Source organism: Solicola agrisoli (assembly GCF_049059935.1).
GTDB lineage: Bacteria > Actinomycetota > Actinomycetes > Propionibacteriales > Nocardioidaceae > JAURVT01.
In genome coordinates this window covers 41,382-67,358 of record NZ_JBMGQR010000014.1, presented here as the reverse complement: position 1 = coordinate 67,358, position 25,977 = coordinate 41,382, and the positions used below count along the sequence as shown (strand labels likewise).

The 25,977-nt window shown below is 73.9% G+C and carries 24 protein-coding genes; 11 read left to right on the top strand and 13 right to left on the bottom strand.

Annotation, left to right across the window (positions count from 1 at the left end; translation table 11 throughout):
- Positions 1–42: 42 nt before the first annotated feature.
- Positions 43–1,470: an APC family permease gene (locus ACI6PP_RS07635; protein ID WP_421110495.1), complete on the top strand. Its 1,428-nt coding sequence runs from the start codon at positions 43–45 to the stop codon at positions 1,468–1,470.
- Positions 1,467–2,345 (top strand): universal stress protein, encoded by an 879-nt coding sequence (locus ACI6PP_RS07630; protein ID WP_421110494.1) that lies wholly within the window; start codon positions 1,467–1,469, stop codon positions 2,343–2,345. Before ACI6PP_RS07635 ends, ACI6PP_RS07630 begins: the two co-directional genes overlap by 4 nt.
- A 152-nt stretch (positions 2,346–2,497) precedes the next feature.
- Here the strand turns inward: ACI6PP_RS07630 and ACI6PP_RS07625 are convergent, their stop codons facing one another.
- Entirely contained in the window at positions 2,498–3,409 is a 912-nt protein-coding gene (locus tag ACI6PP_RS07625) for an SAM-dependent methyltransferase (RefSeq protein ID WP_421110492.1), read from the bottom strand.
- Positions 3,410–3,443: 34 nt separating this feature from the next.
- On the opposite strand from ACI6PP_RS07625, the gene ACI6PP_RS07620 reads away from it, so the two are divergent.
- Positions 3,444–5,732 (top strand): hypothetical protein, encoded by a 2,289-nt coding sequence (locus ACI6PP_RS07620; protein WP_421110490.1) that lies wholly within the window; start codon positions 3,444–3,446, stop codon positions 5,730–5,732.
- Between the two features lie 3 nt (positions 5,733–5,735).
- Here ACI6PP_RS07620 and ACI6PP_RS07615 read toward each other — a convergent pair whose 3' ends face one another.
- Positions 5,736–6,686 carry an NAD-dependent epimerase/dehydratase family protein gene (locus ACI6PP_RS07615; RefSeq protein ID WP_421110488.1) on the bottom strand — a complete coding sequence of 317 codons (951 nt, stop codon included), beginning with the start codon at positions 6,684–6,686 and terminating at the stop codon, positions 5,736–5,738.
- 8 nt (positions 6,687–6,694) lie between these two features.
- Positions 6,695–7,729: a glycosyltransferase gene (locus ACI6PP_RS07610; RefSeq protein WP_421110486.1), complete on the bottom strand. Its 1,035-nt coding sequence runs from the start codon at positions 7,727–7,729 to the stop codon at positions 6,695–6,697.
- 161 nt (positions 7,730–7,890) lie between these two features.
- Here ACI6PP_RS07610 and ACI6PP_RS07605 point away from each other — a divergent pair, with 161 nt between their 5' ends.
- The 3 genes from ACI6PP_RS07605 to ACI6PP_RS07595 are packed head-to-tail and all read left to right on the top strand — an operon-like array spanning position 7,891 to position 11,512.
- The gene (locus ACI6PP_RS07605) at positions 7,891–8,376 is read left to right on the top strand and encodes a GtrA family protein (RefSeq protein ID WP_421110484.1); all 486 of its coding nucleotides are present in this window, start codon (positions 7,891–7,893) and stop codon (positions 8,374–8,376) included.
- Positions 8,373–9,221: a glycosyltransferase family 2 protein gene (locus ACI6PP_RS07600; protein ID WP_421110482.1), complete on the top strand. Its 849-nt coding sequence runs from the start codon at positions 8,373–8,375 to the stop codon at positions 9,219–9,221. The genes ACI6PP_RS07605 and ACI6PP_RS07600 overlap by 4 nt, the downstream gene beginning before the upstream one ends.
- Positions 9,218–11,512, top strand: coding sequence for a hypothetical protein (locus ACI6PP_RS07595; protein ID WP_421110480.1), 2,295 nt, complete (start codon positions 9,218–9,220; stop codon positions 11,510–11,512). Before ACI6PP_RS07600 ends, ACI6PP_RS07595 begins: the two co-directional genes overlap by 4 nt.
- Positions 11,513–11,524: 12 nt before the next feature.
- Here the strand turns inward: ACI6PP_RS07595 and ACI6PP_RS07590 are convergent, their stop codons facing one another.
- Genes ACI6PP_RS07590 through pseB form a run of 5 tightly spaced genes read right to left on the bottom strand, consistent with a single transcriptional unit; the run spans position 11,525 to position 16,011 of the window.
- A complete protein-coding gene (locus ACI6PP_RS07590; protein ID WP_421110478.1) occupies positions 11,525–12,133 on the bottom strand; it encodes a class I SAM-dependent methyltransferase in 609 nt (202 codons plus the stop codon).
- A 5-nt stretch (positions 12,134–12,138) separates the two neighbouring features.
- On the bottom strand, positions 12,139–13,161 hold the full coding sequence (locus ACI6PP_RS07585) for a PseG/SpsG family protein (RefSeq protein ID WP_421110477.1): 1,023 nt from the start codon (positions 13,159–13,161) through the stop codon (positions 12,139–12,141).
- Complete coding sequence (locus tag ACI6PP_RS07580) at positions 13,161–13,898, bottom strand: cytidylyltransferase domain-containing protein (RefSeq protein WP_421110475.1); 738 nt, start codon at positions 13,896–13,898, stop codon at positions 13,161–13,163. Before ACI6PP_RS07580 ends, ACI6PP_RS07585 begins: the two co-directional genes overlap by 1 nt.
- A complete protein-coding gene (locus tag ACI6PP_RS07575) occupies positions 13,895–15,022 on the bottom strand; it encodes a DegT/DnrJ/EryC1/StrS family aminotransferase (RefSeq protein WP_421110473.1) in 1,128 nt (375 codons plus the stop codon). The genes ACI6PP_RS07580 and ACI6PP_RS07575 overlap by 4 nt, the downstream gene beginning before the upstream one ends.
- Positions 15,023–15,024: 2 nt before the next feature.
- On the bottom strand, positions 15,025–16,011 hold the full coding sequence (gene pseB, locus ACI6PP_RS07570; RefSeq protein WP_421110471.1) for a UDP-N-acetylglucosamine 4,6-dehydratase (inverting): 987 nt from the start codon (positions 16,009–16,011) through the stop codon (positions 15,025–15,027).
- A 189-nt stretch (positions 16,012–16,200) separates the two neighbouring features.
- On the opposite strand from pseB, the gene ACI6PP_RS07565 reads away from it, so the two are divergent.
- A complete protein-coding gene (locus tag ACI6PP_RS07565) occupies positions 16,201–18,486 on the top strand; it encodes a glycosyltransferase (RefSeq protein ID WP_421110470.1) in 2,286 nt (761 codons plus the stop codon).
- Positions 18,487–18,501: 15 nt separating this feature from the next.
- Here ACI6PP_RS07565 and ACI6PP_RS07560 read toward each other — a convergent pair whose 3' ends face one another.
- From ACI6PP_RS07560 to ACI6PP_RS07540, 5 genes are read right to left on the bottom strand one after another with little or no spacing between them, the layout of a single operon-like run.
- Positions 18,502–20,031: a class I SAM-dependent methyltransferase gene (locus tag ACI6PP_RS07560; RefSeq protein WP_421110469.1), complete on the bottom strand. Its 1,530-nt coding sequence runs from the start codon at positions 20,029–20,031 to the stop codon at positions 18,502–18,504.
- Positions 20,028–20,849, bottom strand: a complete 822-nt coding sequence (locus ACI6PP_RS07555) for a hypothetical protein (protein ID WP_421110467.1) — start codon at positions 20,847–20,849, stop codon at positions 20,028–20,030. The genes ACI6PP_RS07560 and ACI6PP_RS07555 overlap by 4 nt, the downstream gene beginning before the upstream one ends.
- On the bottom strand, positions 20,849–21,670 hold the full coding sequence (locus ACI6PP_RS07550) for a hypothetical protein (protein WP_421110466.1): 822 nt from the start codon (positions 21,668–21,670) through the stop codon (positions 20,849–20,851). Before ACI6PP_RS07550 ends, ACI6PP_RS07555 begins: the two co-directional genes overlap by 1 nt.
- A gap of 24 nt (positions 21,671–21,694) precedes the next feature.
- Positions 21,695–22,753: a pseudaminic acid synthase gene (gene pseI, locus ACI6PP_RS07545; protein WP_421110464.1), complete on the bottom strand. Its 1,059-nt coding sequence runs from the start codon at positions 22,751–22,753 to the stop codon at positions 21,695–21,697.
- Positions 22,750–23,271, bottom strand: a complete 522-nt coding sequence (locus ACI6PP_RS07540; protein ID WP_421110462.1) for a GNAT family N-acetyltransferase — start codon at positions 23,269–23,271, stop codon at positions 22,750–22,752. The genes pseI and ACI6PP_RS07540 overlap by 4 nt, the downstream gene beginning before the upstream one ends.
- Positions 23,272–23,366: 95 nt before the next feature.
- Between ACI6PP_RS07540 and ACI6PP_RS07535 the strand changes: the two genes are divergently transcribed.
- From ACI6PP_RS07535 to ACI6PP_RS07520, 4 genes are read left to right on the top strand one after another with little or no spacing between them, the layout of a single operon-like run.
- The gene (locus tag ACI6PP_RS07535) at positions 23,367–23,627 is read left to right on the top strand and encodes a phosphopantetheine-binding protein (protein ID WP_421110460.1); all 261 of its coding nucleotides are present in this window, start codon (positions 23,367–23,369) and stop codon (positions 23,625–23,627) included.
- Positions 23,624–24,841: an AMP-binding protein gene (locus ACI6PP_RS07530; RefSeq protein WP_421110459.1), complete on the top strand. Its 1,218-nt coding sequence runs from the start codon at positions 23,624–23,626 to the stop codon at positions 24,839–24,841. Before ACI6PP_RS07535 ends, ACI6PP_RS07530 begins: the two co-directional genes overlap by 4 nt.
- Positions 24,834–25,595, top strand: coding sequence for an SDR family NAD(P)-dependent oxidoreductase (locus ACI6PP_RS07525; protein ID WP_421110457.1), 762 nt, complete (start codon positions 24,834–24,836; stop codon positions 25,593–25,595). Before ACI6PP_RS07530 ends, ACI6PP_RS07525 begins: the two co-directional genes overlap by 8 nt.
- The gene (locus ACI6PP_RS07520) at positions 25,579–25,977 is read left to right on the top strand and encodes a hypothetical protein (protein WP_421110455.1); all 399 of its coding nucleotides are present in this window, start codon (positions 25,579–25,581) and stop codon (positions 25,975–25,977) included. Before ACI6PP_RS07525 ends, ACI6PP_RS07520 begins: the two co-directional genes overlap by 17 nt.

Sequence of the window (25,977 nt, the reverse complement as noted above, 5' to 3'; positions counted from 1 at the left end):
CGGGTCATTGCCAGGGGAGGTGCCTGGTGGTTCGATCAGCCCATGACCGTCAGGCCGGGGCCGAGCGCCCCCTCGTTCTCGGCGCAGATCCTCCGGCGCAAGCCGATCGAGCCAGACGGCGACGCCGACTCCGGGCTCGAGCGCACCATCGGGCTGTGGCAGCTGGTCGGGCTGGGCGTCGGCGCCACGGTCGGCACCGGCATCTTCTTCGTGCTGTCCGAGGCGGTGCCCGACGCGGGGCCCGCGGTGATGATCTCCTTCGTCATCGCCGCGATCACCGCCGGGCTGACGGCGCTCTGCTACGCCGAGCTCGCGTCCAGCATCCCGGTGTCGGGGTCCACCTACTCCTACGCGTACGCGACGCTGGGCGAGATCGTCGCGATGGGCGTGGCGGCGTGCCTGCTGCTGGAGTACGGCGTGTCGTCGGCGGCGGTCTCGGTGGGCTGGTCGCAGTACCTGAACCAGTTCATCGGCAACGTGACCGACGGCTCGCTGCAGATCCCCGAGGCCGTCGCGTCCACCGAGAACGGCTACGTGAACCTGCCGGCGATGATCCTGGTGGCCCTGTGCGCGCTGCTGCTGATCCGCGGCGCGAGCGAGTCGGCCAAGGCCAACGTGATCATGGTCGGCATCAAGCTCGGCGTGCTGACGCTGTTCGTGTGCGTCGGTGCCACCGGCTGGAACAGCGACAACCTCGCGGACTTCGCCCCGTTCGGCCTGGCGGGCATCAACCTCGCGGCCGCCACCATCTTCTTCTCCTTCATCGGCCTGGACGCCGTCTCCACCGCCGGCAACGAGGTCAAGGACGCGAAGCGGACCATGCCGCTCGCGATCGTCATCTCGCTGCTGATCGTCTCGACGGTCTACATCGCGGTCGCCGTCGTCGGCGTCGCCGCCCAGCCCTACCAGGACTTCGAGGGCCAGGAGGCCGGGCTCGCGCAGATCCTCCAGAACGTCCTCGGCGCGAGCTGGCCGGGCACGGTGCTGGCGGCCGGGGCGATCATCTCCATCTTCAGCGTCACGCTGGTGACGCTCTACGGCCAGACGCGCATCCTGTTCTCGATGGGACGCGACCGGATGCTGCCGCCGGTGTTCGCCAGCGTCAGCAGGCGCACCCGGACGCCCGTCAACAACACGGTCATCGTCGCGGTGGTGGTCGGCCTGCTCGCCGGGCTGGTGCCGCTCGACTCGCTCATCGACCTCACCAGCATCGGCACCCTGGTGGCGTTCAGCGTCGTCTCGATCGCGGTCATCCTGCTGCGGGTGCGCGAGCCCGACATGGAGCGCGGCTTCAAGGTGCCGGGCTACCCGGTGACGCCCGTGCTGGCGATCGCGGCGTGCGCCTACGTGCTCTACGGCCTGCACTGGTACACCTGGGTGGCGTTCGCCGTCTGGGTCGGCGTGATGATCGCCTTCTACTTCGCCTACGGCTTCAAGCACTCCCGCCTCCGAGAGGACGTCCCGTCGTGACCATCGTGGTGGGCTTCGGCCCCGACGTGCAGAGCACCGCCGGCCTCAACCTCGCCGGGCAGCTGGCCGGATCGGCGGGTGAGCCGCTCGTCCTGTGCTGCGTGGTGCACGACTCGTGGGAGAGCCCGACGCTCGCCCGCGGCGTCGACTCCGACTGGCGCAACCACCTCGAGAGCCTGGCCGCCGAGGCCGTGGCCCGGGCCCGTGAGGAGCTGCCCGACGACCTCGACGTCGCGCAGGTCGTCCGCACCGGTCGGTCGGTGCCGCGGGTGCTGCTCGACGAGGGCACCAAGCGCGGCGCGAGCCTGCTGGTGGTGGGCTCGTCCACCGACGGCGCGTTCGGCCACGTCGCGCTCGGCAGCACGAGCGACCGCCTCGTCCACAGCTCCGACCTGCCCGTCGCGCTCGCCCCGCGCGGCTACCGGGCCGGGGACACGCCCGTGAGGCGCCTCGTCCTGGCCCTCGACCCCACCCGGGCCGACGTGTCGCTGGCACGCACCGTCGCCCCGCTGGCCGAGCGCCTCGGCGCGTCCGTCGAGGCCGTGACGTTCGCCGTCCGCACGCAGGGCCGCTCGGCGATGGGCCCGCGCATCGACCAGGGCGTCTACGACGCATGGCGCTCCCAGGTGGAGGAGGCGCACCGCGTCGCCACCACCGCGTTCCGCTCGGCCAACCCCAGCACCGTCCTGCAGGGCACCCACCTCGTCGAGGGCGACCGCTGGTCCACCACGCTCGAGGGCTTCGCGTGGGAGGACGGCGACCTCCTCGTCGTCGGCTCCAGCGAGCACGGCCCGCTCGCCCGCGTCTTCCTCGGCTCCACGGCCACCCGCATCCTCCGCCACACCCCCGTCCCCGTGGTCGTCGTCCCCCGCTGAGCGGGCCCTGGCATCCCGCCTGGCTGCGTTGCTGCCGGCTCGACGAACGAACCCAGTTCGCCTTCGCCGACGCGCCTTGCCATCCGGGCGCCATGCCCCGATCAGGCTCGACCTGGGCACGACCGGGATCTCGCTGACCACCGACCAGAGGTTCAGCGCTCGGACAGGACCCACCAGAAGTCGCCGAGGCCGCCGGGGGCGAGGAGCTCGGCCTCGTCGCCGGCCCGGGAGAGGGCGGTGAGGTAGGCGACCGGGTCGGTGTGGGCGAGGTCGCGGTCGGGACGGGACCCGGTCACCCCCAGGTCGAGCAGCGCGTGCCGCTGGCGCACCAGGTGCCCGTCGACGCGGTCGGCGAGGGAGTCGACTGCGACGTGGGCGGTGACGTCGCACGACCCGTCGAGGACGACGTCGACCTCCCGCCCGCCGCGGTACGCCCGCAGCGACCCCAGCGGGGGACGCCCGCCGGTCAGGTGGCCGTAGTCGACGGCCAGCGCGACGCCCCCGGGCGCGACCCGCTCGACGGCCGACGCCCATGCGTCGTCACGGCTGCTGCCGACCTCGGCTCGCTCGCCCGGCGCCTGAACCGGCCACCAGCGTTCCAGCCACGCCGAGCGCACCGGCTCGCCCAGACCGAACGAGCCGTCGGCGCCCACGACGACGTCACGCACCACCCCGTCGTCGTCCACCTCCACCACGTCGCACGGCACGTCGTCCAGCCACTCGTGCGCGACCAGCAGCCCCGAGCACACGACCGGCAGGTCGGCGGACCACCCGATCGCGTCGGGGAGCCCGTCGGGCCGGCCCCGCAGGTCGACGCCCACGAGGTCGAGCTCACCTGGTTCCGCCAGCGCCCGCAGCCCGGCCAGCAGCTCGCCACCGCCCGCGCCGAGGTCGACCACCTCGCGCAGCCCGCGACGTCGCACCAGCTCGAGCACCGCGCGCGCCAGCACGTCGGAGGCGTGCGCGGAGGTCCGGAAGTGGTGCTGCGGCGACTCGCGCGTCCAGAACCCGGCGGGGCCGTAGGAGGCCTCGTGCCAGGCCTCGCGCAGCGGTCGGGTGCTCACGGGCCGACCTTAGAGCGGCCGGTACGCTCCCGACGTGGCGGTGACGGCGCAGGACCCCGTGCTCGGGACCCGCGGACCGTCCCGCGGCCGGCCCGCCCTCGGCGGCTGGGTCGCCGCCCTCGCGTGCTGGGCGGTCGTGACGACGCTGCTCGTCGCCGCGGACGTCGCGCTCGTCGACGTGCTCGTGTTCACCGTCTGGGCGGTGGGCGTGATCGTCGTGCCGGGCACCGTCCTGTGGCGCCTCACGGTCCCCGGCCCATCCCGTCCGCTCGTGCTCGACGCCGCCCTCGGGGGCGGGCTCGGCTACTGCCTCGAGCTGCTGGCCTACCTCCCGGCCCGCGCGGCGGGGGTCCCGCTCGCCCACCTGCTGCTGCCGGCCGCGGTCGTGGTGGCCTCGCTCGCGGTGCCGACGTGGCGGGCCCGCGCCTGGCGTCGGGGCCCGTCGGCGCCGGTGTGGTGGTCGTGGTCGGTGGCCGCCCTCGTCGCGGTGGTGGCCGCGTTCTGCGCCCGTGCGCTGTGGTTCCCGCGCCCCCTCGACGGCGCCTCGCCCCGTCAGCCCTACCCCGACCAGCCGTACCACCTGTCGCTGGTGGGCGAGCTGCGCCACCACCTCCCGGCCGACGTGCCCTTCGTGTCCGGCGAGCCGCTCCTGTACCACTGGTTCGTCCACGCCGAGGTGGCCGCGACCTCGTGGTCCACCGGGATCGAGCCCGTGGTGCTCCTCGAGCGCCTGTCGCTGCTGCCGATGATCGTCCTGACCCTGGTGGGGGCGGGAGCCGTCGTGCACCGCCTGACGGGGTCGTGGGCGGCCTCGCTCGTGCCACCCCTGCTGCTCGCCCTGGCCGCCGGTCCCGTGCTGCCGCCGGTGCTCGCCGAGCTCTACACCGGCGGCGTGCTCTACCTGAGCCCGACGACCACCTTCGCCCAGGTGCTCCTCCCGGCGACGCTGGTGCTGCTCGCGACCTGCCTGCGCGACGGGGTGAGGTCCCTCGGTGCCGGCTGGCTCCCGCTGGTGCTGCTGCTCGTGGTCGCCTCCGGCGCCAAGGGCTCCCTGCTGCCGGTGGTCGGCGCGGGCGTCCTGGCCGTCGCGATCCTGTCGTTCCGGTCCCGGCGCACCGTCGTGGCCGCCGGCGCCGTGGTGGTGGTCGTCGTGGTGTCGGCCCTGGTCGCGCAGGCGCTCGTCTACGGAGGCGGCGCGCAGGGCGTCGGCCTCGGACCGCTGACGGTCGGCCGGCTGCTCGGCGTCCGGGCCGGCGCGGGCGTCGACGAGGACGACGTCGCGCCGGCGGTGTCGGTCCTGCTCGCACTGGTGTGGCTCGTCGGGTGGGTGTGCACCTCGGCCGCGGGCCTGCTGCTCGTCGGGCGCGCGACGCGTCGCGACCCCGCGGCCCAGCTGCTCGTGATGGTCACCGGCGCCGGCCTGGGCGCGGTGGCCGTGCTGGCCTCCAACAGCGGCAACCAGCTCTACTTCGCGCGCGTCGTGCCGGTCGCCGCCACGGTGGCCGCGGGGTGGGGCCTGCACCAGGTGTGCGGCGACCGGCCGAGGCGCTGGGCCCTCGCCGCCCTGTCGGCACTGGCGGGGGTGGCGGTCTCGCTCGTGGTGCTCGGCGCCGTCACGTTCCCCGGTCCCGGCGACGCGCTGCGCGGTCGCGAGGTGGTCGTGCCCTGGGCGGTCATCGCTGCGGCCGTGCTCGTCGTCGGCGCGGTCGCCGCGGTCGTCGGCCGGCGTTCGGGGAGGCACGGTCTGGTGCTGGTCGTGGTGGCGGCGATGGTGACCGGGACGACGATGGCGTCCGGGCCGCAGGCCCTCGTCCGGTGGCTGCCCACGCTGCAGGACGGGGTCGGCACCGGCATCCAGCCGACGACCGACCTCGAGCAGATCGGGCCCGGCGGCATCGAGGCGGCACGATGGCTGCGCGACCACTCCTCGCCCGACGACCTGGTCGCCACCGACCAGCACTGCCGTCGTGTCGCCGGTCGTGGCGACGAGTGCGACAACCGCACGTTCTGGGTCTCGGCCTACAGCGAGCGCCGCACCCTCGTCGAGGGCTGGGCGTACACCGCGCGCAACGGGCCGCGGGCCGTCCGCCTCGACCTGCCCGCCTACCGGGTGCCGTTCTGGGACCAGCGCCGCCTGAGCATCAACGACGCGGTGTTCGAGCGGCCGACGGAGCGGACGGTCGAGCGGCTCCGCGCGACGTACGGCGTCCGGTGGCTCGTGGTCAACACGACGATCAGCCAGGACTGGCGTCCGCTGCAGGACCTCGCACGGGAGAGGTTCCGCTCGGGCGACTACGTCGTGCTCGAGCTCGGGACGTCCTGACGGTCAGACGATCGGCGCGTTCAACCGGTCGGAGACGTCGCGCACCGTGGCGGCGATGCCCGCGCCCAGTGGCGTGCGGGCGTGGCCGTCGAGCTCGGTCCACACCACCGACCGCAGACGCAGGTCGCGCACCTGGAACCGGCTGGCGGCCGACGAGGCCAGCACCACCGGCGGCGGACGCTTGAACACGCGCCGGTACTCGCCGAGCACCGCGGCGATGGTCGTCGAGCGACCGGCCGCGAGGATCTTGGTGACGGGGCCGTCGAAAGACGGGGCGGCCGCGACGAGCCGTTCGAGCGCGCCGGTGACCATCTGCGCGCAGTCGTCGACGAACAGGTAGTCGCGCATCGTGTCGAGCGAGACGTACATGGAGATGGGCTGACGCGTCAGGCAGCTGCGGCCGACCTGCGAGACCAGCCCCTGCGCCTTGGTGAGGTCCTGCCCGGGCCCGAACAGGTTGGAGATGCGTCCGACCATCACGGGCAGGCCGGTGCGCCGGACGAGCTCGGCCACCTGGGCCTCGGCGAGCAGCTTGAACTCCCCGTACGGCGCGAGCGGGCGGGGCTCGGTGTGCTCGGTGAACGGGGGAGCGGACGCCCCGGCGTAGACGCCGCCGGCGGACGAGGCGACGAACATGCCGCCCCGGGCGGCCGCGTCACGCTCGACGACGGCTGGTGCGAGCGCGTCCAGGAAGCCGGTGAAGACGGCCAGCTCGGCCTCGAGCGCCTCGCGGCTGGTGCCGACCACGCCCGCCCCGGCGCACCACGCGATCGCCCACGGCGAGCCGGGGTCGGCGTCGAGGAAGGCCCGCACGTCGCGGGTGAGCGTCTGGACCGCCGAGTCCGGGTCGTGCCACGGCACCACCGAGGTGGTGAGGTCCCAGCCCTCGCGGCGGGCCTGGCGCACCACGCCCTGGCCGAGCAGGCCCGACGCCCCCACGACCCAGCAGCGCATCGGCCGCGTCACTCGCCGTCGACGGGCGCGGCGGCGGGCCGGCGGGCGAGGACGTCGCGGCCGAGCGGGCCCTCGCGCGGGTCGCCGACGATCAGGTAGAGCGGCTTGCCCATGGCGGTGTTGACCGCGACGCCGACGTACTCGGCCACCACCCCGAGCGCGAACAGGATCGCGCCGGAGGCGATGAGCACGACGGTGACCGTGGACGTCCAGCCCTGCTCGATGTCGGCGCCGAGGAGGCGGTTCACGACGAGGGCGACCGCGACGGCCACGCCGAGCAGCGCGAACACCACGCCCATGATGCTGACCAGGCGGAGGCCGCGCGTGCCGCTGGACAGCACGAGGCGCCAGAAGTGCGACATCAGCGAGCGCAGGTTGTAGCCGGACGTGCGCTCGCCCTCGTCGCGCAGGTGCACCGGGGCCTGGACGACCTTCCCGGCCACCCAGCCCAGCGCGACGTCGAGGTAGACGCTGGAGCCCGCGTAGGCGGCGACGCTGCGCCCCACCTCGCCGAGGACGAGCCGGAAGCTGTTGTAGGACGAGGCGGCACCGCTGCCGGTGAGCTTGCTGGTGAGCCACTTGGCGCCGAACGAGGCGGCGTTGCGGGCGGCGCCGTGCGGGGCCTCGTTGACGGGCCTGGCGTAGACCAGGGACGCGCCGGCCGCCATGGCGGCGTCGAGCATGCCCGCGACGTCGCCGGGGTCCTGCTGGCCGTCCTCGTCGATGGTGGCGATCCAGTCGCCGCCCGAGGACGACATGCCGGCCAGGGTGGCGGCGTGCTGGCCGAAGTTCCGGCTCAGCCAGACCGGGCGCACCCACTCGTGGGCGGCGGCCAGCTCGCGCATGACGCGGGCGGAGTCGTCGGGGCCGTGGTCGTGGACCAGGAGCACCTCGGCCACCCGGGCGACGTGGCCGGCTGGGGTGGCGAAGTCGGTGGTGTAGGCCGCGAGCTCCTTGATCAGCCCGGGCAGGTGGTGCTCGCCCTGGTAGACCGGCACGACGACCGAGATCGTGTGGACGGCAGGCTGGATCGGCTCGGACACCCCCCGACTATAGAGGCGGCGGCCCGCGCGACCCGAGTCCCCCGTCGGCGCGTGCGGTGCCGGCTTGCGTGGTTCGGGTGGATGTGCGCCTATCATCGTGCGAGACCTGCACGTCGCCCCCGAGCACCCGGGGCCTGCGCCGATGCCGACCGGGGAGCTGCATGTCCGACCACCACGACGAGCCGCTGCGGGACAACCTGCTGACGCGGCTCGCGGGCGACCAGCGCGTGCTGTTCGTCATCGTCGGTGGCATCAACACCGGCCTGAGCTTCGCCTACTTCGTGGCCCTGCAGATGACGCTGGGCCAGGTCACCAACTACATGGTGGTGCTGCTCGCCAACCACGTGGTCAGCGTCCTCACCGCGTTCACGATGCACCGCCGCTTGGTGTTCAAGGTCCACGGCCACCTCTGGAAGGACCTCGGTCGCTTCGAGCTGGTCAACCTCGGCGCGCTCGGCGCGAACGCCGTCCTGCTGCCGTTCGGCGTCGAGATCCTCGGTCTGCCGGTCATCGTCTCCCAGCTGATGTCGACGGTCGTGACCGTCCTGGCCAGCTTCTTCCTCCACCGCGGCTTCAGCTTCCGCCGACCCACCGAGCCGGTGACGCCGCTGCCCGACCACCACGAGCACCCGGGAGCCGCCGCATGAGCCCACGCGTGTCGGTCGTCGTGCCGTCGTACCAGAACGCCGACTTCATCGAGGCGACGATCGAGTCGGTCCTCGCCCAGACCTTCACCGACCTCGAGCTGGTGGTCGCCGACCACGGCTCGACCGACGGCACGTGGGACCTCCTCCAGCGCTTCACCGACGACCCCCGGGTCCGGCTGCTGCAGACGCCGGCCGGCGGGGGAGCGCAGCGCAACTGGAACGCGGTCTCGCAGGCGGCCACCGGCGACCTCATCAAGCTGGTCTGCGGCGACGACGTGCTCTACCCCGAGATGCTCCGGCGCCAGGTCGACGCCCTCGACGCCGCCGGCGACGGTGCGGTGCTGGTCGCCTCGCGGCGCGACATCGTCGACGCCGACGGCCGCCCCGCCTTCCGCGGCCAAGGCCTGAAGTCGCTGGAGGGCGTCGTCGACGGTCGTCGGGCGGTGCGGGCCAGCGTGCTCGCCGGCACGAACGTCCTCGGTGAGCCCTGCTGCGTGACGATGCGCCGCGACGTGCTGGAGAAGACGGGCTGGTGGGGCGACGGCGTCCACCGCTACCTGATCGACCAGGCCGCCTACGCGCGCGTGCTCTTCGAGGGCGACCTCGTCGCGCTGCACGAGCCGATGGCCGCGTTCCGGCTCAGCGCCACCCAGTGGAGCGTCGAGCTGGCCCGCGAGCAGTGGACGCAGGCCGCCGAGTTCCACGCCGAGCTGCGCGAGCGCGATCCCGCCCTGCTCTCGGCGCGCGACGTGCGCGTCGGCGACGTCAAGGCGCGGCTGCGCTCGTACCAGCGTCGCGCCGCCTACCTCTGGCTCGGGAGCCGGATGCAACGGTCCGCGACATGACCCAGGTGTCCGACCGGGTCGCCACCGAGGCCGGCCGCCGCGTCGACCGCCGCGCACGACCGGTGCGGGCACGTCGCTCACCGCTGGCGAGCGGCTGGTGGCCGGTGCTGGCGGTCTGGCTCGTGACCTGGGCGCTGCTGCGGGAGTCCGACGTCCGGGACGTCGACGTCCTGCGGTTCAGCGCCTACGCCGCGCTCGGCCTCGCCCTCCCCGGCACCCTCCTGTGGCGCATGCTCGTCGTGCGCGGTCGGCGGCCCCTGTACGCCGACGTCGCGTTCGGCACGGCCCTGGCCTACAGCGTCGAGATGTTCGTCTACCTCGGTGTCCGCGCCGTCGGCGTGCCCCGCCTGCTGCTCCTGTGGCCGCTCCTCGTCGTGCTGGTGTCCCTGCTCCCGGCGCTGCGGCGACGGTGCTGGCGTCCTGCGGGAGTGGTCCGGACCTCGCCGGTGCTCTCGTGGTCGCTGGGTGGGGTCGTCGCGTTCGCCGTGGTCTGGCTCTGGTGGTTCATCTGGCCCGTCGTCCCGGTGACCGGCGTCGGCCTGCGCAACCCCTACCCCGACGTCCCCTACCACCTGGGGCTGATCGGCGAGCTGCGCCACCACGTGCCGGGCGAGCTCCCGATGGTCGCCGGCGAGCCGCTCCAGTACCACTGGTTCGTCCACGCCGAGATGGCCGCGACGTCGTGGGGCTCGGGCGTCGATCCCCTGATCCTCTTCCTGCGGCTGAGCCCCCTGCTCATGACCGTGATCGCCATCCTCGCCGCGGGCGCGCTGGCCTCGCGCCTGGCCCGCACCCCCTGGGCGGGCCTGGTCGCCGCCGTCGCGCTCGTCGTCGTCGCCCCGAACGGCGTCGAGAACGTCGGCAACCCCCAGCTGCTCGCCGGCTACATCTACCTCAGCCCCACCCAGTCGTACGCGCTCGCCGTCAGCGCCGTGCTGCTCGCGGCGGTGGTCGAGGTGCTCGGCCGACGACGGGTGGGCGCGGGCCTGTGGGTGGTGTTCGCGATCGCCGTCGCCGGCACGTCCGGCGCCAAGGGGACCTTCCTGCCGATCCTCGTCGGGGCCCTGCTCGGCGCGCTCCTCCTGGCGCTGGTCTGGAAGCGGTCCCGCGTCGTCCGCCTCGTCGTGATGCTCGTGCTGTCGGTCGTGGCCCTGCTCACCGCGCAGCGCCTCGTGTACGGCACGGGCGCGCAGGGGCTCGTCGTCGACCCCCTCCACTCCAACACCGGGTGGGCCGAGTACTACGGCCTCGGCCTCAGCACCGGCGAGCGGACCCTCGCGACGTTCGCGTACCTGGTGAGCAACCTCGGCTACGTCCTGGGTGTCTGGGGCCTCGTGCGACGCAGGCGCTGGCGCGACCCCCGGGCGGTCTTCCTGCTCGGCTTCGTGGTCGCGGGCGTCGGCGCCACGCTGTTCTTCTGGCACGCCAGCCTCAGCCAGATGTACTTCCTGCGGTCGGTGCCCGTCGCGGCCGCGGTGGTGTCGGCCTGGGGACTCGCCCTGGTGGCCCCCCGCCGGTGGACCCGGCCGCTGGTCACCGCGGTGGTCGCCGCGCTGGCCGTCGGCCTGCTCGTCACCTACGGCGTCACCCGGTGGAGGGTCTCCGCCGGCGGACCCGGTGCCGCCGAGGGGCTGCTGGTCCTGCTCGGGTGCACGGTCGCGGTCGTGGTCGTGTCGGCGCTCGTCGGCGGCGTCGCCCTCGCGCGCCGGGGCCACGGACGCCGGTTCAGCCTGCTCGCGGTCGCGGCTGCGGCGGGGGTCGCGCTCTCGTCGGTCCCGATGCTCGTGCACCAGGTGGCGGAGACCCCGGAGCGGGTCCCGTTCGTCCAGCCCGACGACACGCCCGACCGGATCGCGGCCGGGGGGATCCCCGCGGCGCGCTGGCTGCGCGACCACAGCTCACCCGACGACCTCGTCGCCACCAACACCCACTGCATCTTCCCCGGCCAGTCGGCCGACAACTGTGACAACCGACGGTTCTGGATGTCGGCGTTCTCCGAGCGCCGCTACCTGGTCGAGGGCTGGGCCTACAGCCCGCGCACCGCGCCGCGCGGCGAGGCGCTCGGACTGCCCAACTGCTGCCTGCCGTTCTGGGACCCCGAGAAGCTGCGGGTCAACGACGCCGCGTTCACCGACCCGTCGGCGTCCACGGTCGACCGGCTCCGCGACCGCTACGACGTGCGGTGGCTGTTCGTCGACCTCAAGGGCCCCGACGTCGACCTGGACGAGCTCGCCCGGTTCGCCGACCTGCGTCTCGAGCGTGGCGGGTACGCCGTGCTCGAGGTGCGCTGAGGCCGGCGGACGTCAGCGCGGCTTGTGCGCGCGGACGCAGAACTCGTTGTAGATGAACGCCTTGCCGAGGCTGCGCGGGAACGGGAAGCTGAACCACGGGTCGGGCTCGAGGCCGACCTTGCGGCTGAGGTCCATCAGGGCCTCGCCGTCGACGAAGCGCACGTGCGTGGGGTCGCTGGCGTAGCCGCGCTCCTGCGGGCACACGTAGAACACCTTGCCGCCCGGCTTGAGGTAGGGCAGGTAGAACTGCATGATCTCGACCGCGTCGGCCTCGTCCATGTGCTCGATGACGTGCGCGAGGTACATGCCGTCGAACGACTCGGGCTTCGCGTGCTCGCTGGCGAGGAACTCCTCGACGGTGAGGGCGGTGACGCCGGTGGAGCGGGCCGCCTGCACGGCGACCTCGTTGTGGTCGACGCCCACCGAGCCGGGCGCGAGCGTCTTGAGGTTGCGGCCGATGCCGCACCCGACGTCGAGCGTGCGGCCGAGCTCCTGGCGTCGCAGGTTCCACTGGTAGGGCGCCTGGACGTTCAGGGCCTTCTTCCACCACACGTTCTGCTTGGCCTGGAGACGGCGGGCGTAGTCCTCGCCCTCGGTCGAGCGCATCTGCGAGTCGTCCATGGGCCTCACCCTAACGACTCGAGCGCGTCGGCCACGCGGGACGCCCCGCGTCCGTCGACCGTGCGCCACGCCGACGACGACAGGGCCGACCGCAGGTCGGTCTCGGTGAGCAGCCGGCGCAGCGGGCGGACGGCCGCCTCGACGAAGCCGTCGTCCGCGACGTCGCCGACGCCGAGGCCCACCCCGGCGTCGAGGGCCCGCGCGTAGCCGATCGTCTGGTTGTCGGCGGTGCACACCAGACCGGTGGCCGCACCGAGGCACAGCAGCTCCCAGGTGGACGTACCGGCGGCGCTGAGCACGACGTCGCTCTCGGCCACCAGGGCCGGCAGGCGGTCGGTGGGGCTGATCGTGTGCAGCGCCTGGCCGGGCCCCGGGGCGAGCGCGTGGACCGCGTCGACGAGCTCGGGCCTCGGCGCGACGATCGTCGCCTCGAACGCCAGCCCGGTGCGCACCAGCGCGTCCGCGACGAGGACGCCGGCGCCGGCGGGGTCGGTGCCGCCGAAGATCCCGAGCACGCGCGGGCGCGCGCCCGACCCCTGCAGCCGCTGGGGCGACGGCGGGCGGTGCTCGCGGACGTCGCGCCGGATCAGCGCGTAGTCGAGCCCGGCGAGACGACGGGTGCCGTCGGGGAGCTCGACGACGTCGTCGTCCGAGCCGATGTTGGCGTCGAGCAGCAGGTCGGCGTCGGCGCCGCGCAGGTGCTGGTCGACGAACGCCAGCGTGGGCAGCCCCGTCGCCCGCAGCGCGGCGTACACCCCGGGCGCCAGGTGGTAGGAGTCGACGACGACCGCGTCGGCACCCAGGTCGACGACGGCGGACGGGAGGGCGTCGGGATCGGACGGAGGCGCGACCACCACGGCGCCGAGCGCGGCGACGCGCTCGTGCACCCAGCGCACCGAGGCCACGTCGGCGAGGTAGGTCACCGCGGTCCCGCGGGAGATCAGCTCCTCGGCGAGGGCCAGGCAGCGCATCGCGTGGCCCGAGCCGTACGCCGGGCCCACGTCGCAGACGACGACCGCGTGGCGCATCAGGAGCCGAGCTTCTTCTGCTCCACGTGGGCGTTGACCGCGACCAGCTCGGGGTGCGCGTCGAGCAGCGCGCCGAGGCCCTCGGCGTCGAGCCCCAGGGCGTCGTGCTGCTCGATCAGGGTGGTGATGAGCCGCAGGTCGTCCTCGGTGTCGAGGGTGATGCGGTACGCCGACCGGTCGACCGGCGAGGTGACGTCGACGAGGTGCATGCGGCCGTTGCGGTCCTGGTGCAGGTAGGGCGTGACGTGCTCGAGGTCGGCGGGGTCGGTGGCCAGGCGCATCGCCTCGTCGAGGGCGGCGAACGAGAACACCTCGAAGTCCAGGCCGCGGGGGTAGGTGCGCACCAGGCCGTTGGAGACGTAGACGTCGGGGTCGTCGCGCTCCAGCCAGAGGTCGACGCCGTGGCGCACCAGGGCGCCGTCGACGAGCGGGCAGTCCGACGTCACGCGGACGACGACGTCGAGGCCGTTCTCGACCGCGCAGCCGTGGAAGCGGCTGAGCACGTGCTGCTCGCTGCCGCGGAAGACCGGGACGCCCCGGCGTCCGGCGAGCTCGACGAGCGGGTCGTCGGTGGCGTTGACGGTGGTGGCGACGTACACGTCGAGGCCGGCGGCCTCGAGCCGGTCGAGGTGGTGGTCCAGCATCGTGCGGCCCGACGCCTCGCGCAGCACCTTGCCGGGCAGGCGGGTGCTCGTGGTGCGGGCCTGCGTCACGACCCCGACGCGGGGCGAGGTCACGACCCGACGATCCCGGTCAGGGTCTCGATCACGCGCTCGACGTCGTCGTCGCCCATCGCGGCGAACAGCGGCAGCGAGATCTCCTGGCTGTAGTACTCCTCGGCGCGCGGGCACAGGCCGCGGGCGTAGCCGAGGTCCTCGAACGCCGGGTGCCAGTAGACCGGGATGTAGTTGACCTGGACGCCGATGCCGGCCTCGCGCATCGCCTCGAACACCTCGCGGCGTCGGCCGCCGAGCACCCGGACCGGGTACAGGTGCCAGCACGGGTCGGTGGCGGGGTCCTGGGCGGGCGTCGCCAGGCCGTCGACGCCGGCGAACGCCTCGTTGTAGCGCGCGGTGATCTCGGTGCGACGGGCGCGGAAGGCGTCCAGGCGCGTCAGCTGCGACAGGCCGAGCGCGGCGTGCACGTCGGACAGCCGGTAGTTGAGGCCGAACTCGTGCACCTCCTGGTGCCAGGGACCCTCGTCGGGCATGCGCAGCTCGTCGCGCTCGCGCACCAGGCCGATGGTGCGGAACCGGGCCGCGCGGGTGGCGACGGCGTCGTCCTTGGCCACCACCGCGCCGCCCTCGGCGGTGGTGAGGTTCTTGGTCGGGAAGAACGACAGCGTGGTGACGTCGGCGAGGTCGCCGACCGGGCGGCCGTCGCGCGTGCCCGACACCGAGTGAGCGGCGTCGTCGAGCGTCAGCGCGCCGACGCGGTCGGCCGAGGCCTGGAGCGCGGCGTAGTCGCAGGGCTGGCCCGCGTAGTCGACGGCCGCGACGACCTTGGTGCGCTCGGTCACCAGGCGGTCGACCTCGGCGGGGTCGATCAGGCCGGTCTCGGGATCGACGTCGGCGAACACGATGGTCGCGCCGAGCATCGCCGCCGTCGACGCGGTGGCGACGAACGTCATCGGGGTGGTGACGACCTCGTCGCCGGGCCCGACGCCCATCGCGGCGTAGGCGATGTGCAGGGCGGCGGTGCCCGAGGTGCAGGTGGAGACGCGGTGCCCGCCCGTGCGCTCGGACAGCGCCTGCTCGAACGCCGCGACGCTGGGTCCGGTGGTGAGCCAGTCGCCGCGGAGGACGTCCACGACCGCCGCGACGTCGGACTCGTCGACGTCCTGACGGCCGTAGGGGAGCACGCTCACTCCACCCCGACGAGCAGGTCGCGCAGCTCCTCGAGGCTGAACCAGAGGTCGTTGTGGTCCGAGCTGTAGTGGAAGCCCTCGGGCACCGGCGTCGCACCCTCGGGGGCGGTGTAGCCCCACGTCGCGATCGTGGGCTGCAGGACGTAGCGGTCGCCCTGCAGGACGGCGCGGCGACCCTCCTCGGCCGAGATCATCTCCTCGTGGAGCTTCTCGCCCGGACGCAGGCCGATCTCGTGCATGGCGGGCTCGCCCTCGGAGACCGCACGGGCCAGGTCGGTGACCTTGGTCGAGGGGATGCGCGGCACGTACAGCTCGCCGCCCTGCATCAGGTCGAAGGAGTCGACGACGAACTCGACGGCCTGGGGGAGCGTGATCCAGAACCGGGTCATGCGCTTGTCGGTGATCGGCAGCGACTTGCCCTCGGCCGCGAGACGGCGGAAGAACGGGATGACCGAGCCGCGGCTGCCCATCACGTTGCCGTAGCGGACCACGGAGAAGCGCGACTCGTAGGCCGCGGCGTAGTGGTTGGCGCTGACGAAGAGCTTGTCGGCGACCAGCTTGGTGGCGCCGTAGAGGTTGATCGGGCTCGACGCCTTGTCGGTCGAGAGCGCGACGACCTTCTTGACGCCGGAGTCGATGCACGCCTCGATGACGTTCTGCGAGCCGTCGACGTTGGTGCGGACGAACTCGAAGGGGTTGTACTCGGCGGTGTCGACCTGCTTGAGCGCGGCGGCGTGCACGACGTAGTCGACGTTGTGCAGCGCGCGGTGCAGGCGGTCGCGGTCGCGGATGTCGCCGATGAACCAGCGCAGGCGGGGGTCGTCGCCGAACAGCTGGCGGGCCTCGTACTGCTTGAGCTCGTCACGGCTGAAGACGATGATGCGGCGCGGGTCGAGGTGGTCGAGGGCGTTGCGGATGAACGCCTTGCCGAACGACCCGGTACCACCGGTGACCAGGATGTCCGAACCTTCGAGGACTGACACACGTGCCCCTTCGTCGTGACCTTCGGGTGGGTGACGAGGGGCCCTGGGCCCGTCCCGCCGCACGCGACACTATCACCGGGGGACAGGGCGATCCCTCACCTCCCGGGGTGGGGTGGCGCGCCGGGACCACGGGCGCGGCTGTGCGATATTGGGCCCCGTCCTGACCGTCCCGGGAGGAGTCGATCCGACGTGGCACGACTCAGCGTGGTCGCTCCGTTCCACGACGTCGAGCGCTACCTGGAGCGGTGCCTGCGGTCGCTGGCGCAGCAGACCTTCGACGACCTCGAGGTCGTCCTGGTCGACGACGGGTCCCGCGACGGGAGCCGGGCGATCGCCGAGCGCTTCGTCGACGACGACCCCCGCTTCCGGCTGGTCACCCAGGAGAACCGGGGCCTGGGCCCCGCACGCAACACCGGCCTGGAGCACGCCAGCGGCGACCTGGTGGCGTTCGCCGACACCGACGACCTCGTCACCCGGCACGGCTACGAGCTGCTCGTCGGCTCGCTCGACGCGACCGGGTCCGACCTCGCCGCCGGCGGAGCCCGCCGGTTCACCTCGCTGTGGCTGCGCAACTCCTACTCGCACCGGGCGCCGTTCGCACGGACGCGCCTGGCCACGCACGTCGTGCGCGACCCGCTGCTCGTCGCCGACCGGACGGTCTGGAACAAGGTCTACCGGCGCGACTTCTGGGACCGTCACGGCTTCTCGTTCCCCGAGATGCTCTACGAGGACTACCCGGTGACGATGGCCGCCCACCTCGCGGCCGGGGCCGTCGACGTCCTGCACCAGCCCGTGTACCTGTGGCGCGAGCGCGAGGGCGGCGAGCCGTCGATCACCCAGGCGCGCTGGGACCTGGGCAACCTGCGCGACCGCGTCCGCTCGGCCGAGCTCGTCCTCGACCACGTCGCGGCGCACGAGCCGGCGTTGCTGCCGCACGTCGAGGCGCACCTGATGCACGTGGACGTCGACGCCGTGGTGGCCGCGCTCCGGCTCGCCGACCCCGACGAGCGTCCCGAGATCCTGGCCCTCGCGCGGACCCTGCTCGGACGGGTGCGCGAGGAGGTCCGCGCCGCCGAGCGGCCCTTCGAGCGGCTGCAGGCCGCGCTCGTCGACGGCGGCGACCTCGACCGGCTGCTCGTGCTCCTCGAGCACCGTGAGCAGCGCGGCCCCGCGGCCGACGTGGTGCTCGCGCGACGGGTGCCCGCCCGCTGGGCGCACGACCTGCCCTACCGCGGCGATCCCGCCGTCGACCAGACGCACTTCGCCGCCGACGCGCCGGAGCCCGTCGTGGCCGCCGAGGTCGCCGAGGCCTCCTGGAAGGCCGGGCTGCTGCACCTGCGGGGACGCGTCGGGCTGGTCGGCGTCGAGCCGGCGGGCACGACCGCCCGGTTCACGCTCGTGCGCGGCGAGGCGTCGCCGGTGTCCCTGCCCGCCGAGGTCGACGGCGACGGCGGCTTCGCGCTGACGCTGAACCCCTACGTCCTGGGTGCCAAGCCCGCGGACGGCACCTGGCGGCTGGTGGCCGACGTCCGGTCCGGGCGACGCCGCGCGAGCGGACCGGTGCGGATGCCGACGGCGTCCCCGGCGGGCTGGGTGCGCGCGGAGACCCTCGGCGGCGACCGGGTGGTGCAGCCCGTGGCCGTGCGCGACGGCGAGGCCGCGCTGCAGGTGCGCACGCTCGGCACGTCGGTGCTCCGGCTCACCTCGCTCGCCGACCGCGTCGAGGTCGAGGGCGTGGTCCGCGACCCCGACGTGGGCGCGGACCTCGAGCTCGTCCTCGCCCGTGGCTGGGGCGAGCCGCTCGTCGTGCCGGCGCCCGTCGAGGTGCGCGACGACGGCCAGGTGCGGTTCACCGCGATGGTCGAGGTCGACGTCCTCGACCCCCTGCCCGGCGCGCCGGACCCGATGGAGGAGGACGTCGCGTGGACCGTGCGCCTCCGCTCCCGCGGCGAGGACCGTGGGATACCCGTGCAGCACCGCGTGGGCACCGTGATCGCCCGCTCGCGCGGGCGCCAGCTCCGGGCGGGCCGCAACGCGCGCGGCAACCTCGCCCTTCACCTCGGCCCGGTGACGGCGGCCGTCGAGTCGGTGGCGTGGGACGGCGACCGCCTCCTCCTCGCCGGCACCCTCGCCGCGGCGCGCACCCGCGGCGTCAGCCTGAGCCTGCACTGCCAGCCAGGTGGCGACGTCCGTCTCGTCGAGGAGGCCGAGGTGTCGGCCCAGGGCGGGCTGTTCACCGCCACGGTCGACGTCGCCGCCCTGGTGGCGCGGTCGCCCGAGGCCGACCCGGCCCGTCGGGCGGACGAGCCGGTGCGCTGGCAGCTCGCGGTGGTCGAGGACGGCGAGCTCGGCCGCATGCAGCTGCCCCGACCGGTGCTCGGCGCGGTCCCGCCCGACCGCGAGGTGGGCGGCCGGCGGGCCGGTGTGCGGTGCGGACGGGCGTCGTCGCTCGTGGTGGAGCTGTCGGACGGCTAGTGGCCGTCGCCGGCCTCAGCCCCGACGCCGCACGATCCGCCGGGCCTTGCGACGCGCACGCTCGGCGGGGGTGAGCGCGGCCTCGCGGGCCTGGGCCTGGTTGGCCCTGCGGTCCTCGGGGGTGGCCTGCTCGGCCAGCTTGGCGTTGGCGGCGGCGACCTGGCGGTCACGCTGGCGCAGGGTGGTCTCGAACCAGGCGGCGCGCGAGCGCAGCCCGTCGTTCTCGCGCAGCAGCCGGCCCACGTCGGTCGACGCCTCCTCCACCGCGTCGGCCCCGGGCTCGCGGGCGCCGAGCACGTCGTCGCGGTCCAGGTCGATCCCCAGCCCGGCCAGCAGGCCGCGGGTGACCTCGACGTCGTCCCACGACACCGGCCACGGGTGTCGCCAGCCCAGGTGGCTCAGCCGGCGGGAGAAGCCGTCCACCGCCGTGAGGAGAGCCTCGTCGGCGGTCAGAGGGTCACCCGGTGCGGCGGCGACGGGCGAGATCCGGTCGTCGGCGTCCAGGAACAGCAGGTCGCAGCGGTCGGCCGTGGTGGGCTCGCCGGACTGCAGGTGGTCGCGGAGCAGGCGCACCACCTCGCGCGCCCGCGGCAGGTCGAAGGCCAGGCACGCGTCGAGCAGCGCCTGCTCGACGGTGACGCCGGGGGCGGCGAGGTCGTCGAGCGACGGACGGGTGACGTCGCGTCCGTCGAGCAGGAGCGCCGGGACGTCGACCCGGCGGGTGACGGCCAGGTACGCCGGGGCGAGGACGGTCGACCGACCGGCGATCGGCACCCGTGAGGCCAGGCCGCGGGGGTCGTCCCAGCCGGTGGAGCGGATCGCCACGGTCGTGGCGGCGCTGAGCAGGGTGCGGCCGCCCACGGGCGCGTCGACCGCCACCGCGAGCCGCGGCGCGGCGAGCCCGGGGAAGAGCGACCAGGCGGAGACGTCGGTGGCGGCGACCGCCTCGGCCAGCACGGCGGCGAGGGCGTCGGGCGACGTCGGGCGGGTGTCGTCGAAGCCGGCGTCGGGGAACCAGGCGCCACCGGAGTCGTCGCCCTGACGGTCCGGCGCCCCCGCGAGCGCGTGCACGCCGACGTCGTTGGCCAGGCCGAGCACGAGGGTGCCGCCGGGCGCGAGCACCCGGCCGAGCCGGTCGAGCCAGGAGCGCCACGTGGACAGCTCGTCGTCGGCGCTGAGGAGGACCTCGAGGCCCGTGGCGGCCACGACGAGGTCGAAGGTCTCGCCCTCGGGCAGGCGGAACAGGTCGCCGGCCCACAGCCGTGCGGCGGACGGCGACAGCACGGCGTCGGCCGCCTCGGCGTCGTGGTTGCCACGCACCAGGAGCGTCAGCTCGCCGGGGCCGTCGGCGGCGCGCAGCACGTCGGCCGGGTGCGGCCCGGCCACCAGGACGCGCGCGGCGTCGGCCGCCAGGGGGCGCACGAGCTCGGCGACCAGCGGCGAGTCGGGCAGCGGGCCGTCGCCCCAGAAGGGCATCTCGCCGCCGAGCTCGACGACGTCGGCCGTCGGCGCGGGCTCCTCGACCGGGTCGCTCGCCTCGGTCATGCCCGCTCCCACCCGAACAGCATGCGGATCTCCTCCGGTGTCGTGACGTGGTCCAGGCCGAGCTCGGTGTGGACGATAGCCTGCACGGCCTCCCGGTCGGTGCGACGGCCGAACATCTCCGGGAGCATCCGCCGGGTGCGGCCGCCGTCGGCGAACCCGGGGTTGTCGCCACGGAACTCCATCGGGTCGCCGTAGACCGCGACGTCGCACCCGACCGAGGCGCCGTAGAACAGCGCGGTGGTGAGACGGTTGCTCGCGACCCGGCGGTGGCGCACCAGCTCGGCGTGCTGGCGCCACAGGAACTCCGGCTCGGTGCCCTGCCACTTCCAGCCGCGCCTGCCGTGGCAGATCACCCGGAAGCCGGCGTCCTCGTACAGCGACCGCACCCGGGGGTCGTCGTGCTCGACCCAGTACAGGCATGCGGTGACGGGACCGTCCTCGGTGTCGCGGATCTCCTCGATGAGCGCCTCGTGGCTGCCGTCGACGGGGTCGAACTCCCACCCGTGGAACGGGTAGAAGATCGTGCCCGCGCGCTCGTCCCACGGCGGCGCCGGAGCCGCCATCTGCAGCAGGTAGGCCCACGGCGAGCCCGTGACGACGTAGTCGCGCCAGCCGTACGCCTGCCCGCGGCGGCGCGAGGCGTCGGACCAGATGAACTTGGGGAACCCGAACGGCGGCGCGTGGCCGGAGCCGTACCCGTGCACGAACGTCCAGCCGTGCTGCAGGACGCCGTGGATGCGGGGCGGGCGCTCGTCCTCGATGCCGCAGTAGCGGGCGAAGACGTGCGCGTGGCCGTACCAGTGGTTGCTGGAGTCCATCAGCGGTCCCACCCGAACAGGCCGCGCAGCTCGTCGGGGCCGACCAGCCGGTCGAGCCCCAGCTCGCGCGTCGTGGTCTCGCGCGCGAGGTCCGGGTCGACCCGGACGCCGTGCATCTCGGGCAGCAGGCGGCGCACGTGGTCCTTGCGCTCGGACGCGGGGATCTCGGCGGCGAACTGCATCGGGTCGCCGTAGACGCCGACCTCGCAGCCGGTCGCGGCGCCGTAGAACACCGCCGTGCTCAGCCGGTTGCTGCACACCCGGCGGTGCCGCGAGATCTCGTCGTGCTGGCGGTACATGAAGTCGGTGTCGGTGCCCTGACGGTGCATGCCCCGCCTGCCGTGGCAGATGACGCGCGCGCCGCTCGCCTCGTAGACCGAGCGGATGGCGTCGTCCTCCCACTCGTACCAGTACAGGCAGAACGTGACGGGCTCGTCCTCGGTCTCCATCACCTCGGCGACCAGGTTCGCGTGGTCGCCGGTGACCGCGCCGATCTCGGCGCCGTGGAACGGGTACCAGATCGTGCCGCGACGCTCGGCGGGCTCGACCGCGGAGGGGACGACCTCCATCAGGTAGGCCCAGGTCGCCCCGATCACGACGAAGTCGCGCCACCCCCACGCCTGCCCGCGACGGCGGGCGGCGTCGGACCAGACGAAGTTCGGGAAGCCGAGCGGCGGCGGCTTCTTGGCGAGCCCGTGGCCGTGCAGCGGGTTCCACCCGTGCTGGAGCAGGCCCCAGATGGTGGGCGGGTCCTGCTCGTCCATGCCGCAGTACCGGGCCAGCACGTGGGCCTGCCCGTAGTAGTGGTTGCTGAAGTGCATCGTCCGGCCCGGGTGCCGACCTGCCTAGAGCAGGTCCCAGGCCATGGGCGTGCCCTTGGCGACGTCGGTGCGGAACGTGCGCCCCTCCACCTGCGAGAACGTGTCGGGCGGCAGGCCGTCGGCCGGACGGATCGAGCGGACGTTCGCCGCCGTCACCACGTCGCCGGCCTTGACGTCCTCGACGACGAACAGCGAGCGACGGAACCGCAGGCCCTCGGACTCGGCCTTGCGCGGCCCGACGACGGGCTGCCCCATGGCCTTCCAGGCGATCTCGGTCTCGGTGACGAGCGAGGCCATCTCGGTCGGGGTGAGGGAGAAGTCGGAGTCGACGCTGCCGTCGTGGCGGTCGAGCGTGAGGTGCTTCTCGATCACGGTGGCGCCGAGCGCGACGGCCGCGACCGAGGCGCCGATGCCGAGCGTGTGGTCCGACAGGCCCACCTGGACGCCCAGGCCGTCGCGCAGGACCGGGATGCCGAGCAGGTTCGAGGCCTCCGGCGGCGCGGGGTAGGACGCGGTGCACGAGAGCACGACGATCTGCTCGTTGCCGGTGCTGCGGGCCGCGCGCACGGCGGCGTCGATCTCACCGAGCGTGGCGGTGCCGGTGGAGATGATCGTGGGACGACCGGTCTCGGCGATCCGACGGATCAGCGGCAGGTCGGTGATCTCGCTGGACGCCGACTTGAGGATCGGCACGTCGAGGTCGACCAGGAAGTCGACCGCGGTGGGGTCGAACGGCGCCGAGAACGCGACGAGCCCCAGCTCCTTGGCGAGCGAGAAGATCGGCTCGTGCCACGACCAGGGAGTGTGCGCCTCCTCGTACAGCTCGTACAGGCGGCGGTTCGGCCACAGCGGGTGGTCGGCGCTGAGCCGGAAGCGCGGGGAGTCGACGTCGATCGTGATCGTGTCGGCCGTGTAGGTCTGGATCTTGATCGCGTGGGCGCCGGCCTCGGCCGCCGCCCGGACGATGTCGAGCGCGCGCTCGAGGTCGCCGCCGTGGTTGCCCGACATCTCGGCGACGACGAACGGCGGGTGGTCGGCGCCGATCGACACCGGTCCGAAGGTGATCGTGGGGAGCTCGGTCATGGGGTGTCCCTCCGGGCGCGGCGGGCGACCCGCCGGGCGTGCTCGTCGCGGGTGAGGCAGATGGCCAGGAACGTGCGTCCGTCGACGACCTGCTCCTCGCCTGTCTCGGTGAAGCCGAAGCGCCGGTTCATCTGGCGCACGACGCGGTTGTCGGCCGAAACCTCGCCGCGCAGCTCGTCGACGCCGAGGTCGTCGAACGCGTGGGCCGAGGCCTCGCGCATCACGGCCATCCAGACGCCGAGGGTGCCGCCGCGCTCCTCCAGGCCGTCGTGGTCGAGGTAGAACCCCCACGACGCGACGGTCGGCGTCACGTCGAAGAAGCTGACCGCGCCGCACGGCACGCCGTCGGACTCGTGCACCAGGACGTGGCGGGTGGGGTCGGCGTCGACGCGGTCCCACCAGGCCCGGTGCTCGGACGGCGAGATCACGTGGGTGGTGAGGCTGACCTCGCGGTTCGCGTCCTGGTTGCGCCACGCCAGGATCGCGTCGAGGTCGGCGGACGTCGCCGGTCGCAGCACGGTCCCTCCAGGTGCGTCGTGGACAACGCGCCCACACTACCGACGCGGCGCACCGACGGGACGCCGCGGCCCGCCGCCGCGATAGTGTCCGTGGCATGAGTCGACTCGACAAGGCCGCGATCCGCTCCCTCATGGCCGACGTGCTCACCACCCAGGGCAAGACGCTGCCCGACGACGACGCGGCCTCGCTGCGCGAGATCGGCTTCCGCTCACTCGACTTCTCCGAGCTCGCCCTGCGCGTCGAGGACGAGGTCGACAAGGAGCTGAACTTCGAGGCCGCCGAGCTGCGCCAGATCGAGACCGTGGCCGACGTCCTCGCCCTGCTCGAGGAGCTGCAGGGCGACCTCGCGTCGTGACCCCGACGCGCGTCGCCCTCGACAACGAGGTCGTCGACACCCGGGACGGCACCAGCCGGCCGTGGTCCGACCTCGTGGGCGAGGCGCGGTCGCGTCCCACCGCGTGGGTGGCGGCGTCGAGCGTCGACGCGCTGCCCGCCGTCGCGTCGCTGGCCACGCACGGCGGCGAGCTGCTGGTGGTCGCGCGTTCACGCCTCGACCCCGCGCTCCGCGAGCAGCTGCTCGCCCTCGGTCTCGCCTTCGACGGCGCCGAGCAGGCCGAGCCCGCCGACCGGCGTCCGGTCGACGACGGACGCGTCTGGCTGCTCACCTCGGGCTCGACCGGGCGGCCCAAGCAGATCGCCCACACCCTCGACTCGCTGACCACGGTGCGCGGCGACCAGGCCCCGCGGCGCTGGCTGTGCCCGTACTCGCCCGGCACCTACGCGTGGTGGCAGGTGGTGACGCTCGGGCTCACCCAGCCCGGGCAGGACCTCGTGGTCGTCGACCCGTCCGACCTCGACTCCTGGGTCGAGCACGCCGTCGCGCACCGCGTCACGGCAGCGTCGGGCACGCCCACGTTCTGGCGGCAGACGATCATGCGCGAGGGCGACCGGCTGGCCGAGGTGCCGCTGGAGCAGGTCTCCCTGGGCGGTGAGCCCGTCGACCAGGCGGTGCTCGACCAGCTGCGCGACCTGTTCCCCGACGCACGCATCTCCTGGCTCTACGCGTCCTCCGAGCTGGGTGCCTCGATCGTGGTGCACGACGGCCGCGCCGGGTTCCCGCAGGAGTGGCTCGGACGGTCCGCGCCCGGGCGCCCGCTGCTCGAGGTCGACGGCGACGAGCTCGTCATCACCTCGCCCCACCACGGCGAGGGCCTGGCCGGACGCGTCCGCACCGGCGACCGCGTCGTCGTCGAGGACGGCCGCGTGCGCATCGTCGGGCGGGTCGACCGCGACGAGATCAACGTCGGTGGCACCAAGGTGTCGGCCGGCACCGTCCGCGACGTGCTGCAGCGCCACCCCGACGTCGCGTGGGCGTCCGTACGCGGGCGAAAGGCGCCGCTGGTCGGGGCGATGGTCGTCGCCGACGTCGTCGCCGCGCCCGGTCGCGAGATCGACGACGCCGCCCTGCGACGATGGGCCACCGAGAACCTCCCGGAGACGGCCGTCCCGCGCCGCGTCCGCGTCCTGCCCGAGATCCCCGCCAAGGAGACGTTGAAGAGCGATGTCTGACCCCACCACGGACGAGTCCGCCGCCGTCCCGCCGTCCTCGGTCGTGCTCGTCTCCGGCGCCTCGCGCGGTCTCGGGCTCGCGATGGCCACCGACCTGGTCGCCCAGGGCGCCAAGGTCGCGGCGTTCGCGCGCACCGTCACCCCGGGCCTGCAGGCGCTCGCCGACGAGAACCCCGGGCGCGTGCTGGTCGGCTCGGTCGACATCACCGACGCCAAGGCCTGCCAGGCGTTCGTCAAGCAGGCCGAGACCGAGCTGGGCGTCGTCGACGGGCTCGTCAACAACGCCGCCGTCGGTCAGGACTCGCTCCACGTCCACACCCCGGTCGAGACGATCGAGCGGATCATCGCGACCAACCTCACCGCGCCGCTCGTGCTCACGCGCTTCGTGCTGCGTCGCCTCCTCGCCAAGGGCGGTCGGGGACGCGTGGTCAACGTGACCTCGATCTGCGGGCAGCGCGGCTACCCGGGCCTGGTCGCGTACTCGGCCACCAAGGGAGGGCTCGACGCCGCCACGCGCTCGCTCGCGCGTGAGTTCGGCGGCCGGGTGCTCTGCAACTCGATCGCGCCGGGATTCTTCGCCTCCGAGATGTCGGCCGTGCTCGGCCAGACCCAGCTCGACGCGATCCTGCGCCGCACCCCCACCGGCCGGCTGACCGAGCCCGAGGACGTCGTCCCCGTCGTCCGGATGCTGCTGCGCGAGAACACCAACATCGACGGCCAGGCCCTCGTGATCGACGGTGCCGGCTCCATCTGACGTGCCCGCCGGCGCGCTGCGCGTCGGGACGGCCGAGGAGATGGCGGGGGCCGTCACCCGGTCGCACCTCGCCGACGGCCGGTGCGTCGGCTGGTTCGGCGACCCCGACGTCGTCATCGACGCCGAGCTCGCCGACCAGACCGTGCCGCCCGCCCTGGCCGCCCGGTACGGGACGCACGACTTCTGGCGGCGGTGGACCGCGGCGGAGTGCCGCGCCAAGCGGGCCGACGTCCCGATCGCGACGTGGCTGCGCCGGCACGGACTCGGGGGCGGTGGCTCCCGGGTCGACGTGAGAACCTGTCACCTCCAGGATGTCGTGGTCTCGGTTCTCGGCGGGGTCGTGACCCTGGCCGACGAACGTGTCGACGCGGGACGGAGCTGA

Excerpts from the sequence above, each read along its gene's own strand:
- ACI6PP_RS07600 (WP_421110482.1), top strand. The coding sequence starts at position 8,373 with ATGAGCCCACGCGTGTCGGTCGTCGTGCCGTCGTACCAGAACGCCGAC.
- ACI6PP_RS07550 (WP_421110466.1), bottom strand. The coding sequence starts at position 21,670 with ATGCACTTCAGCAACCACTACTACGGGCAGGCCCACGTGCTGGCCCGG.
- ACI6PP_RS07555 (WP_421110467.1), bottom strand. The coding sequence starts at position 20,849 with ATGGACTCCAGCAACCACTGGTACGGCCACGCGCACGTCTTCGCCCGC.
- ACI6PP_RS07605 (WP_421110484.1), top strand. The coding sequence starts at position 7,891 with ATGTCCGACCACCACGACGAGCCGCTGCGGGACAACCTGCTGACGCGG.
- ACI6PP_RS07595 (WP_421110480.1), top strand. The coding sequence starts at position 9,218 with ATGACCCAGGTGTCCGACCGGGTCGCCACCGAGGCCGGCCGCCGCGTC.
- ACI6PP_RS07635 (WP_421110495.1), top strand. The coding sequence starts at position 43 with ATGACCGTCAGGCCGGGGCCGAGCGCCCCCTCGTTCTCGGCGCAGATC.
- pseI (WP_421110464.1), bottom strand. The coding sequence starts at position 22,753 with ATGACCGAGCTCCCCACGATCACCTTCGGACCGGTGTCGATCGGCGCC.
- ACI6PP_RS07525 (WP_421110457.1), top strand. The coding sequence starts at position 24,834 with ATGTCTGACCCCACCACGGACGAGTCCGCCGCCGTCCCGCCGTCCTCG.
- ACI6PP_RS07615 (WP_421110488.1), bottom strand. The coding sequence starts at position 6,686 with ATGCGCTGCTGGGTCGTGGGGGCGTCGGGCCTGCTCGGCCAGGGCGTG.
- ACI6PP_RS07560 (WP_421110469.1), bottom strand. The coding sequence starts at position 20,031 with ATGACCGAGGCGAGCGACCCGGTCGAGGAGCCCGCGCCGACGGCCGAC.
- ACI6PP_RS07585 (WP_421110477.1), bottom strand. The coding sequence starts at position 13,161 with ATGCGCCACGCGGTCGTCGTCTGCGACGTGGGCCCGGCGTACGGCTCG.
- ACI6PP_RS07535 (WP_421110460.1), top strand. The coding sequence starts at position 23,367 with ATGAGTCGACTCGACAAGGCCGCGATCCGCTCCCTCATGGCCGACGTG.
- ACI6PP_RS07590 (WP_421110478.1), bottom strand. The coding sequence starts at position 12,133 with ATGGACGACTCGCAGATGCGCTCGACCGAGGGCGAGGACTACGCCCGC.